This is a genomic window from Oscillospiraceae bacterium, assembly GCA_022483045.1.
GTDB lineage: Bacteria > Bacillota > Clostridia > Oscillospirales > Acutalibacteraceae > Caproicibacterium.
Genome location: JAKVOA010000001.1, coordinates 864,542 through 875,198, shown reverse-complemented (window position 1 = coordinate 875,198; position 10,657 = coordinate 864,542). Strand labels below are relative to the sequence as shown.

Genomic DNA, 10,657 nt, shown 5'->3' with positions numbered 1-10,657 from the left:
GCAATGAAAAAGCAGCCGCAAAGGCGGCAGGCTTAAAAAAGCCGCCCGTTGGGCTACGTCTGCCTTTCTTTTCACAGTTTACAAGCAATCATTATATTTTATCGTATTCATACTTTTCTGTCAAGGAAAAGCTTGTTTGCATTCCCCACAGCAAAGGAAAAAGCAGCAAAAAAGTCTGCGAACACTCTTTGCTGCTTTTGTTTTTATTTGCTTTTAATCCAGACGCCAGGAAACGCTCAGCCCCTGTGCACCGATGCGAATACTGATAACCGGGCCAAGTTCACGGTGCTGGACTTTGATATTGGGAAAGCGGCGCTGGAGCATATGGGTCAGGCTGGTTTCGATAGGAGCCCCGCCAAAACCTTGTACCATAATCTGTGTCGCATCTTTTGATACCATGGAGGTCAACATGCGAATCCGGTTTACCTTGCCGCGCGCCATGCCGCGGTACACGATTGTGCCATTTTTGAGAAGCAGTACAGGCCGGCAATTTAAAATTGTATTGACAGACTGATTCAGCGGCCCTAAGCGGTGACTGCGGCGCAGTGCACTCATGTTTTCTACAGAAAACGCAACGCCGGAGCTTTGGCGCATTTCAGTACAGCGATCAGCCAATTCCGCAAGGGAAAGGCCACGGTCGGCAAGCTCACGTGCACGCACGACTTGATAGTAAAGTCCGCCGGCTGTTGATAAAGAATCAATAACTGCGACTTTGGAACTACCTACTTCCCGCGCCGCTGTTACGGCACTGCTCCACGCACCGCTCAGGCGTGAAGAAATGACAATGCACAAAACATCATAGCCTTGAGAAAGCAGGCGGCGAAATACAGAAGAAAAAGCCGCAGAAGTGCTCTGACCGGTGGATGCGGTATCGCCAGCCTCTATAAGTCGCTGGGGGTAGTTGAAATTGCGATCCTCGTAATTTTCAAGATAGGCAGTACCGTTTGCAAGGTAACTGTGCGAAACGACACACACGCCGAGATCTTCCGCTTCTTGGCGGGTAACAGGCGCTGTGCTGTCTGTTACGATAGCAATCATTCGCCATACACCCCCATTTTGCGAAAGCGACGGTAACGCGCTTCGCTGAGTTCTCCGCCAGAAAGCCGGGAAAGTTCTGTAAACTTTTCGTCTAATTCTTTCGGCAGGGTATTCCAAAGTTCATTTGGATCACTTTCCGGTATTATGCGCTCGATAATGCCGAGCTGCAAAAGGTCTTCCGGCTGTATATGCAGGCTGTCGCTTGCTTCCTGCACTTTATTGGGGTCCTTCCATAAAATACTGGCACAGCCCTCTGGGCTGATAACAGAATACACTGAATTTTCCAGCATCCATACTTCATTTGCCACCGCTAAACCAAGCGCACCGCCGCTGCCGCCCTCGCCGATAAATATGGAAAGAATCGGCACCTGCAAAGTCATCATTTCACAGAGATTTTCAGCGATTGCCTCGCCCTGTCCGCGTTCTTCGGCGCCAGTGCCGCAAAAAGCGCCGGCCGTATCGACGAAACAAAGCACAGGGCGGCCGAATTTCTGGGCAAGTTTCATCTGGCGCAGCGCTTTTCGGTAGCCCTCTGGGTGAGCACTGCCAAAATTGTGGTACGTTCTTTCGCGCATCGTGTGACCTTTTTCCTGCGCAATCACAGTAATTGGCCGACCGCACAGGCGCCCGATCCCCGCCACGATGGCCGGATCATCTGCAAAACGGCGATCGCCATGCATTTCAAAGAAATCCGTAATCATGTGATTAATGAAATCGAGGCCGGTTGGTTTGTTAGATTTGCGTGCAAGTTGCAGCTTTTTATACGCTTCCACCGGGTCGCACCTCCGTTTCGTGCAGTTTCAGCAGATGTGAAAGGACATTGCGCATATCTTTGCGGGCAACAATCCCGTCTAAAAATCCTTTTTCAAGCAGAAATTCCGCACGCTGAAATCCTTTAGGCAGTTTCTGCCGGATTGTCTGCTCAATTACGCGCGGGCCAGCAAAAGCAATGAGTGCACCCGGCTCGGAAAGCAGAATGTCGCCCTCCATTGCAAAGCTGGCCGTGACGCCGCCCGTAGTCGGATTTGTCAATACCGTAATATACAGGAGACCGGCGTCGCTGTGACGCTTGACTGCACCGCTCGTTTTAGCCATCTGCATCAGGGCAAGTGTCCCCTCCTGCATACGAGCACCACCGGAAAGCGTAAAACCGACAACCGGCAGATGCTGCTGCGTGGCGCGCTCAAAAACGCGTGTCACCTTTTCACCGACAACACTACCCATGCTGCCCATCATAAAGCGGCTGTCCATTGCAAATAGTGCACAGACAGAGCCATCAATTTTCCCGCATCCGGAAATGACTGCTTCATTTTCACGGCTGTTGAGGCGGCTGCTTTTCAGCTTAACTTTGTAGCCGGGAAAAGACAGAAAATCCTTGCTGTAAAGCGAAGCGTCCCATTCGGTAAAGCTTTCCTTATCGCACAGCGAAAGCAGGCGCTTTCTGGCAGGCATTTTAAAATGATAGCCGCACTCGGGACAGACATGGCTGTTCTGTTTTAGGTCAGCGGTAAAAATCATTTTTCCGCAGCCGGGGCATTTTACACAAAGACGGTCTGGAATCTGCGGCTGCTCTGTTGCGTCTGTATTCGCAGTAGCAATGCCGAAATTCTCAAGCGGATTGCGGCTCGGCTTAAAATTAAAACGCTTCAGCACAGCTTCTCCCTCTTCTCCATAAAGTCAGTGTGATAGGTCCCGTCACAAAAGCTGGGGTCGGCCAGAATATCCATTTGCAGCCCCGCCGTGTGGCTGACTCCCTCAATAACAAGCTCGGCAAGTGCAGCCTGCATCTTGCGAATAGCTTCCTCACGGGTCTGCGCATGCACAATCAATTTTCCCAGCAGAGAATCGTAAAACGGCGGCACTGTATAATCCTGATACAGCGCTGTATCAAAGCGAACCCAGGGGCCGCCCGGAATATGTAGCAGGCTGATTTTTCCGCAGCTCGGCGTAAAACCGTTGTCGGGGTCCTCGGCGTTAATGCGGCACTCGATTGCGTGCCCGCGCAGGCGCACATCGTCTTGTACAAACGGCAGCTTTGTACCCGAAGCTACCCGAATCTGCCACTTGACCAAATCCATGCCGGTAACCATCTCAGTTACCGGGTGCTCCACCTGCAGGCGGGTATTCATTTCCATAAAATAAAAATTTAAATCATTGTCGACCAAAAACTCAATCGTGCCAAGGCTGCGATAATGCACAGCTTTTGCAGCTTTGGTTGCCGCCGCCATCATTTTTTCGCGCAGCTGGGACGTAACGCAGACAGCGGGACTTTCTTCCAATAGTTTCTGGTGCTTGCGCTGAATGGAACATTCCCGTTCGCCAAGGCACAAAACATTGTCGTAATTGTCGCACAAAATCTGCATTTCAATATGTTTGACCGGATCAAGGTATTTTTCAAGGTAACAGGCACCATCACCAAAAGCACTAGCGGCCTCTTGTGAAGAAGCGTGAAGAGCCGGAAGCAGTTCCTCTTCCCCATTGACCAAGCGGATTCCACGGCCGCCGCCCCCTGCACGGGCCTTGACCAAAAGCGGAAAGCCAATTTTGCGGGCCTCTGTCAAAGCTTCTTTATCGCTTTGAATCAGGCCGCTGCCCGGGACGACCGGCACGCCGGCCGTGCGCATGGTGCGCTTTGCCTCATCTTTGTCGCCCAGCTCTGCGATCAGCTTTGCATTAGGCCCAATAAACTGAATATGGCACTCTTCACACAGTTCGGCAAACTTTGCGTTTTCACTGAGCAGGCCATACCCCGGGTGAATTGCCTGCGCGCCTGTTTTTACCGCGGCAGAAAGGATGGCCGGCATATTCAGATAACTGTCCTGAACTTTTGCAGGCCCGATGCAGACACTTTCATCTGCCAAGCTGACATGCAGGGCATCCCGGTCGGCTTCACTGAAAACCGCAACGGTTGCAATTCCCATTTCCTTGCAGGCGCGGATAATACGCACTGCAATTTCGCCGCGGTTTGCAATCAGAATTTTTGAAAACACATTGTTTCACCTCATCTTTTAACTTTTCAGCCAACGATAGCAAAGCTGAGCTCCCCGGCAACCGCTGTTTTTCCGTTGACTGTTCCGCGGCACTTTGTAAAATAAAAGCCTCTGTACTCTTTGGTTTCTTTACAGGAAATCTCCAGCTTATCACCGGGCTTAACAGGCCGGTGGAACTTCACTTTATCCAGCCCAGTAAAATAGGGCGTTTTCCCCTTTAGCTTTTCAGCAAGCATTACGCTGCAGGTCTGCCCCATCATTTCGCATAAAATGACGCCGGGCACAGTCGGATTTCCCGGGAAATGGCCCTGCAGAAACCATTCGTCGCCGCGCACTGTATAGCTGCCCCGTGCGGTGCCATCCGGCAGCAGTTCCGCTTCATCTACCAGCAGCATTGGCTCACGGTGCGGCAAAATCTGTTTAAGTTCTTCTCGATTCAAAGCAAAAACGCCTCCTGTATCCTTAAATTCAGTACATTTTAAAGAGGCACTGGCCATACTCCACCAGCTGGCCGTCCTCAATGCAGATATCTACAATCTCGCCATCCTGCGGTGCGGTGAATTCATTCATGAGCTTCATGGCCTCAATGACGCAGAGGACCTGCCCCTTTTTTACTTTATCACCCACATGTACATAAGCCTCAGCCCCCGGAGACGGCGCAACATAGATGGTGCCAACCATTGGCGATTTGACCTCTGTAACGTCGTTGAAATTTACAACATCTTTCTCTGGCTCTTCCGCAGAAACTGGTTTTTCGGCCTGCTGTACAGCAGGCACAGCTGGCGCAGAAACCAGCTGAGACACCGGCGGCTGCTCTTTTTTCAGGCAGATGCGTTTTCCCTCCTCCTCTACTTCCAGAGAAGTCAAACCATTGTCCTGCATAATCTGTGCCAATTCTTTTACAGACTGCAAATCCATGCTTTACGCCTCCTCTGCCTTGCCAAATACCAGACAGCCGTTATGGCCGCCAAAGCCCAGGGAAGTGGAAATAGCTGTTTTTAAGCTGGCATGTACCGCTTTACCTGGTGTATAGTCAAGGTCGCACACAGGGTCTGCTTGCGCAAGGCCGATGGTCGGCGGGACCATGCCGGTTTCAAGGGCTTTAAGGCACGCGATTGCCTCAACAGCACCGGTCGCACCCAGCAGATGCCCTGTCATGCTCTTGGTGCTGCTGATTTTTACCTGATGCGCTGCGCTTTCGCCAAAGGCTTGTTTAAAGGCAGCTGTTTCGCAGCTGTCATTCAGCTTTGTACTAGTGCCGTGTGCATTAATGTAAGTATCAGCGCCTACTGTGACGCCTGCTTCTTTGACAGCCAGCTGGATGCAGCGGGTGATTCCCTCGCCCTCCGGCTGCGGCGCTGTAATATGGTAAGCATCACTCGTATTGGCATACCCCAAAACTTCTCCGTAAATTTTAGCACCGCGCGCTTTCGCGTGCTCGTATTCTTCGAGAATCAAAATGCCAGCGCCCTCGCCTAAGACAAAGCCGTCACGGTTTTTGTCAAAAGGACGGCAGGCCGTTGCGGGGTCAGAATTTGTCGTTAAAGCCATGCAGGAAGTAAAGCCGGAAATGGTCAGTTCATTGACAGCTGCTTCACTGCCGCCGGCGATCACCGCGTCAGCATATCCGTTTTGGATACAGTGAAACGCTTCGCCGACAGTATGTGTACTGGTCGCGCATGCGGTAACGATTGGCACGCAGGGACCTTTTGCCCCGGTACGAATAGAAACCTCACCAGCAGCCATATTGACAATCATACTGGGAATCATGTACGCAGAAACGCGTTTACCATTCAGCAGCTTTTCATAGTTTTTCATGGTTGTAGAAATGCCGCCAATACCGCTGCCAATATAGATTCCCAGGCGCTCAGGAGCAATTTTCCCCTTGATACCACTGTCCTGCATCGCCTGCTCAGCTGCAGCGACCGCATAAATAGTAAAAAGATCATTTTTTCGCAAGTCACTTCTTGCAAAATACTGCAACGGGTCAAAGTCTTTTACTTCACCCGCCAGATGGACTTTCATATTGGAAGAATCAAACTTGGTGATTGTTCCAATTCCGTTTTTGCCCTGTACAAGATTGTTCCAGGTTTCTTCCACCGTATTTCCCACCGGTGTTACGGCGCCCAATCCTGTTACTGCTACTCTGCGCATGAAATACCTTCCTTTCTACATACCCATTCCGCCGTCTACGCGAAGGACTGTACCTGTAATGTAAGCTGCGCGGTCACTTGCAAGAAACGACACTGCGTTTGCCACGTCCTGCGGCAGACCTGCCCGCCGCAGCGGGACCGCACAAATAGCTGCCGAACGTGCTTTTTCCGGCAGGGCATCCGTCATATCTGACTGAATGAACCCTGGCGCAACAGCATTGCAGGTAATGCCGCGGCCGGCAAGCTCTTTTGCTACACTTTTTGTCAAACCGATAACGCCTGCCTTTGCGGCGGCATAGCTGGCCTGGCCGGCATTTCCGTGCAGGCCGACAACAGACGAGATATTGATAATATGTCCTGCGCGCTTTTTCATAAAATTCCGATACAATGCCTGAATCATATGAAACGCGCCCTTTAAGCTGACACTTAAAACCCGGTCAAGGTCTTCTTCCGCAGCCGACAGCAAAAGTCCATCGCGTGTGACACCGGCGTTATTGACCAGCACATCTATCCCGCCAAAGTCCTGCAGAATCTGTGAAGCCGTTTTCTGTACGGTGTCTTTGTCGGAAACATCGCAACGGTACGCTTTTGCCTCTGCACCCACAGACTGAAGCTCTGCAACAGTCTGTGAAGCAGCCTCTGTATTTCCTGCATACAAAATGGCGACATTCATGCCGTCTTTTGCCAACTGCAACGCAGTTGCCCGGCCAATGCCGCGGCTGCCGCCGGTGACAACAGCATTTTTCTTTTGATTACTCATGTTATTCCCTTTCTGATGCCGCCTTTATTTCTGCAGTGTCTCGACAACAGAAGCAAGTTCTTCTGCTGAACCGACCCGCAGATTTACGGCTTTTGGCAGGGTGCGTCTGACCAGCCCGGAAAGGGTCTTTCCGGGGCCGACCTCGATAAAAGTATCAAATCCACTGGCAGACATATTCTCAAGAATCTGCTGCCAACGAACAGGATTTTCAATTTGTCGAGCCAATATAGACACAAGGTCTGTTTCCTGTGTATAGGGCTGTGCTGTAAAGTCCGCATAAACCGGCAGACGAGGTGTTTTCATGCCGGTGTCGTGCAAAATGGACTCAAAAGCCGCAGACGCATTGTGCATTAGCGGAGAATGAAATCCACCGCCAACAGCCAGCGCTTTTGCGCGCCCGCCGGCAGCTGAAACTGCCTCACAGAAAGGTGGAATATTTTCTTTTTGACCGGCAACGACCAGCTGCCCAGGGCAGTTGTAGTTTACCGGGTAGAGCCCGGAAAACTGTTTGCAGAGTGCCTCAACTTTTTCATTAGAAAGTTTCAGCACAGCAACCATAGACCCCGGATTTTCCGTATTGTCTTTCTGCATCAGACGTCCGCGCTCGGTAACCAGAGAAAAGCCCTCTGCATCACTGCGGAAAGTATCTGCAAAAGTCAGCGCAGCTACTTCGCCCAAAGAAAAGCCGGCTGCGCCTTCCGCGCAGATACCGGCTTCTTCCAAAGCGCGGGCGGCCGCAAGGTCGACCGCAAAAACGCACGGTTGAGTATTGACAGTCTCTACCAATTCCTCTTTCGTACCGGCAAAGCATTGCTGCAAAGTGCCAGGACGGACGGATTCCGCCGCATCAAACACTGCCTTTGATGCGGGACTGCTGTCATATAAGGACTTGCCCATACCGGGATACTGTGCCCCCTGGCCGGCAAATAGGAAAGCTATTTTACCCATTTTGCCGCTCCTTTCAGCAGAGCTTCTGCCTGAGTGCAGGTTTCTTGAATGATTTCCGCAGCGGGCTGCTCTTCCTTGACCAAACCGGCAATCTGCCCCGCAAGGAAACAACCATTAATTTCGTCACCCTCAACGGCGGCACGCCGCAGGGCACCGACACCGCGCTTTTCCAAATCTTCGACAGAGCTGTCAACCGACATCTCGGCTTTTGCGAAGTCACGGCTAAAGCGGTTTTTTAAGCTGCGAGTTGCATCGCCCTGCCGTCTGCCTGTGACAATGGTATCTATGTCTTTTGCCTTTAATATGCGTTTCTTATAGTTTTCATGTACATTGCATTCGTTTGCAACCAAAAAGCGGGTGCCCATCTGTACACCGCAGGCACCCAGCATAAAGGCTGCCGCCATACCACGGCCATCCGCAATGCCGCCGGCAGCAATCACCGGAATAGACACCGCATCACAGACCTGCGGAATCAGGGCCATGGTTGTTGACTCACCGATATGGCCGCCGCTTTCACAGCCCTCGGCAACCACGGCCGCCGCGCCGCTGCGCTCCATCATGCGCGCCAAACCAACACTGGCTACAACCGGAATCACCTGAATACCGGCCTGTTTCCACGCCGCCATATACTTGCCCGGATTTCCCGCGCCGGTAGTCAGGACTTTGACGCCCTCTTCCACAACGACCTTGGCCACCTCATCTGCAAAGGGACTCATGAGCATAATGTTGACGCCAAAGGGCTTTTTCGTAAGCGTTTTTGCTTTGCGAATCTGTCCACGAAGCCAATCCCCATTTGCATTCATTGCAGAAATAATGCCCAAGCCGCCGCCGTTGCTGACAGCTGCCGCCAAGTCGGCATCCGCAATCCATGCCATGCCACCCTGAAAAACAGGATAAGAAATGCCCAAAAGATCACAAATCGGTGTCTGCAGCATATTAAGCCTTCGCTTTCTGAATCAAATTCATCAAGTCCTGCACAGTCTTCAAATTTGCATCATCCGGAATTTTAATGTCGAATTCATCTTCACAGGCCATTACCAAGTCAACCAAATCGAGGGAATCAAGGTCGAGCTCCTCAAAAGTTGTCTCTGGTTTCAGGCTGCCAGGCTTTAAGTCATCGTGATAGTCGCGAACGATTTTTTCGAGTTTTTCCAGCATTTCTTTGTTTTCCATTTGTAAGTTTCTCCTTTTAAATATGTTTTTAAATTTCCCAGCGAAGCACCGCTGTGCCGCTGGTGAGACCGGAACCAAAAGCGCACAACATTATCAAATCCCCTTTATGCAGGTGACCCGCACGCACTTCCGTATCTAGTAAAATCGGCACACTGGCCGCAGATGTATTCGCAGTATCTGAAATGGTCGTAGGAATTTTTTCACGGGGCAGTTTTAATTTTTTGGCGGCAGCGTCCAAAATACGCTGATTGGCCTGGTGCAGCAGAAAATGGTCAACCTGTGACAGCGGAATTCCTGTCTCGACACTGGCTTTCTGCAGGCCGCCGCAAATGGAATGAATTGCAAAGCGGTAAACCTCTTTGCCATCCATACACAAACCGGGCGCAAGGTAAGAAAAGGTATCAAACGGTGACTGGCTGGAAGCGCGCGGTACATGGATGGCAAGCGATCCTGTCGCTGTAAGGTTGATATATTTTAAGGCACTGCCCTCACCGAGAACCGCCGCACCAGCGCCGTCGCCAAACAGCACACAGGTTGAGCGGTCCTTCCAATTCAGCAGGCGGCTCATTCCCTCCACAGCGACGACTAGCACACGCTTCACTTTTTTGCGGACAAACATGCCGTCTGCTGTATCCATGCCATACAGGAATCCGCTGCAGGCAGCATTCAAATCGAATGCTGGGCAGGAAGCACCAATTTCCTTTTGAATCATACAGGCCGTAGTTGGCGAAACCCAGTCGCCCTCAGCCACCGCACAGATAATGCAGTCCAGTTCCTCCGGCTTAACTTCTGCCATTTCCAGCGCTGCGCGGGCGGCACGCACCGATAGCTGCGTAATGGACTCATTTGTCAAAACATGGCGAGAGCGAATGCCGGTGCGTGAATGAATCCACTCATCGCTCGTATCTAAAAATGTAGAAAGCTCGTCGTTTGTAACCGTGCGGGCCGGCAGCGCACTGCCGGTGCCAAGTATGGTAAAGCTCATGATTCTTTGTCCTCCCGATGCAGTTTATCGGAAAAAAACTGATTTAGTTTCCGAATTCCTTTCAGCATAGCCTCCTGCTCCTCTGTATCCAGTGCCCTTGAAACTGATCGCACCATAGTGGTGTGAAAATAGCGGTGCGCCAATACCGCCTTATTGCCCAGTTTCGTCAGCTCAACATAAACGGCACGGCCGTCAGAGGGACATTTCTTTTTGGTGACATAACCGTTGCGAGCGAGTTTGTTGACCGCGGTCGTCACGCTGGGCAAGCTTACTCGCTGCTCGGAAGACAGCCTGCTGATTGTACAGCCATAGCCGGCATCTGAAACTGCCTGCAGCAAATGGAATTCGCTGATAGACAGATTAAGCCGGGTACTGTTTTTCAGCATGTCTTCTTCTATTTCCCCAATAGAACGAAAGGACAGTGTCAGCAGTTCGTCGAGTTCTGTCTCAAGTGGTGTCACTCTGCTCACTCTCCTCTATAAAGATTGATTAGTTTACTTAATTAAGTATTATAATAAATCTCATTTTGTCTGTCAAGTATACCCATCTGCACAAGGCGTGGCCGCGAGCCGTGTATTTTCACACTTTTCGCAAACACTAACCCTGCGGA

The 10,657-nt window shown here is 51.2% G+C and carries 13 protein-coding genes; all 13 read right to left on the bottom strand.

Annotated features, from left to right (window positions below; translation table 11 throughout):
• Positions 1 to 213: 213 nt before the first annotated feature.
• Genes LKE53_04215 through LKE53_04155 form a run of 13 tightly spaced genes read right to left on the bottom strand, consistent with a single transcriptional unit; the run spans position 214 to position 10,508 of the window.
• Positions 214 to 1,038 carry a DegV family protein gene (locus LKE53_04215; protein MCH3971966.1) on the bottom strand — a complete coding sequence of 275 codons (825 nt, stop codon included), beginning with the start codon at positions 1,036 to 1,038 and terminating at the stop codon, positions 214 to 216.
• Positions 1,035 to 1,811 (bottom strand): acetyl-CoA carboxylase carboxyltransferase subunit alpha, encoded by a 777-nt coding sequence (locus tag LKE53_04210; GenBank protein MCH3971965.1) that lies wholly within the window; start codon positions 1,809 to 1,811, stop codon positions 1,035 to 1,037. The genes LKE53_04215 and LKE53_04210 overlap by 4 nt, the downstream gene beginning before the upstream one ends.
• Positions 1,798 to 2,637, bottom strand: a complete 840-nt coding sequence (accD, locus tag LKE53_04205) for an acetyl-CoA carboxylase, carboxyltransferase subunit beta (protein ID MCH3971964.1) — start codon at positions 2,635 to 2,637, stop codon at positions 1,798 to 1,800. Before accD ends, LKE53_04210 begins: the two co-directional genes overlap by 14 nt.
• Positions 2,638 to 2,684: 47 nt before the next feature.
• Positions 2,685 to 4,028: an acetyl-CoA carboxylase biotin carboxylase subunit gene (gene accC / locus LKE53_04200; protein ID MCH3971963.1), complete on the bottom strand. Its 1,344-nt coding sequence runs from the start codon at positions 4,026 to 4,028 to the stop codon at positions 2,685 to 2,687.
• A gap of 26 nt (positions 4,029 to 4,054) precedes the next feature.
• Entirely contained in the window at positions 4,055 to 4,468 is a 414-nt protein-coding gene (gene fabZ / locus LKE53_04195; GenBank protein MCH3971962.1) for a 3-hydroxyacyl-ACP dehydratase FabZ, read from the bottom strand.
• A 28-nt stretch (positions 4,469 to 4,496) separates the two neighbouring features.
• On the bottom strand, positions 4,497 to 4,946 hold the full coding sequence (gene accB, locus LKE53_04190) for an acetyl-CoA carboxylase biotin carboxyl carrier protein (protein ID MCH3971961.1): 450 nt from the start codon (positions 4,944 to 4,946) through the stop codon (positions 4,497 to 4,499).
• Between the two features lie 3 nt (positions 4,947 to 4,949).
• Positions 4,950 to 6,182, bottom strand: a complete 1,233-nt coding sequence (fabF, locus tag LKE53_04185; GenBank protein ID MCH3971960.1) for a beta-ketoacyl-ACP synthase II — start codon at positions 6,180 to 6,182, stop codon at positions 4,950 to 4,952.
• A gap of 15 nt (positions 6,183 to 6,197) precedes the next feature.
• A complete protein-coding gene (gene fabG, locus LKE53_04180; GenBank protein MCH3971959.1) occupies positions 6,198 to 6,941 on the bottom strand; it encodes a 3-oxoacyl-[acyl-carrier-protein] reductase in 744 nt (247 codons plus the stop codon).
• 24 nt (positions 6,942 to 6,965) lie between these two features.
• Positions 6,966 to 7,889 carry an ACP S-malonyltransferase gene (locus tag LKE53_04175; GenBank protein MCH3971958.1) on the bottom strand — a complete coding sequence of 308 codons (924 nt, stop codon included), beginning with the start codon at positions 7,887 to 7,889 and terminating at the stop codon, positions 6,966 to 6,968.
• Positions 7,877 to 8,821 (bottom strand): enoyl-[acyl-carrier-protein] reductase FabK, encoded by a 945-nt coding sequence (gene fabK, locus LKE53_04170; protein MCH3971957.1) that lies wholly within the window; start codon positions 8,819 to 8,821, stop codon positions 7,877 to 7,879. The genes LKE53_04175 and fabK overlap by 13 nt, the downstream gene beginning before the upstream one ends.
• 4 nt (positions 8,822 to 8,825) lie before the next feature.
• Positions 8,826 to 9,062: a phosphopantetheine-binding protein gene (locus LKE53_04165; GenBank protein MCH3971956.1), complete on the bottom strand. Its 237-nt coding sequence runs from the start codon at positions 9,060 to 9,062 to the stop codon at positions 8,826 to 8,828.
• Positions 9,063 to 9,090: 28 nt separating this feature from the next.
• A complete protein-coding gene (locus LKE53_04160; protein ID MCH3971955.1) occupies positions 9,091 to 10,047 on the bottom strand; it encodes a ketoacyl-ACP synthase III in 957 nt (318 codons plus the stop codon).
• Entirely contained in the window at positions 10,044 to 10,508 is a 465-nt protein-coding gene (locus tag LKE53_04155) for a MarR family transcriptional regulator (GenBank protein ID MCH3971954.1), read from the bottom strand. The genes LKE53_04160 and LKE53_04155 overlap by 4 nt, the downstream gene beginning before the upstream one ends.
• Positions 10,509 to 10,657: the final 149 nt, after the last annotated feature.

Coding starts and splice junctions, on each gene's coding strand:
- LKE53_04165 (MCH3971956.1), bottom strand. CDS start 9,062: ATGGAAAACAAAGAAATGCTGGAAAAACTCGAAAAAATCGTTCGCGAC.
- LKE53_04215 (MCH3971966.1), bottom strand. CDS start 1,038: ATGATTGCTATCGTAACAGACAGCACAGCGCCTGTTACCCGCCAAGAA.
- LKE53_04160 (MCH3971955.1), bottom strand. CDS start 10,047: ATGAGCTTTACCATACTTGGCACCGGCAGTGCGCTGCCGGCCCGCACG.
- fabF (MCH3971960.1), bottom strand. CDS start 6,182: ATGCGCAGAGTAGCAGTAACAGGATTGGGCGCCGTAACACCGGTGGGA.
- accB (MCH3971961.1), bottom strand. CDS start 4,946: ATGGATTTGCAGTCTGTAAAAGAATTGGCACAGATTATGCAGGACAAT.
- fabG (MCH3971959.1), bottom strand. CDS start 6,941: ATGAGTAATCAAAAGAAAAATGCTGTTGTCACCGGCGGCAGCCGCGGC.
- LKE53_04175 (MCH3971958.1), bottom strand. CDS start 7,889: ATGGGTAAAATAGCTTTCCTATTTGCCGGCCAGGGGGCACAGTATCCC.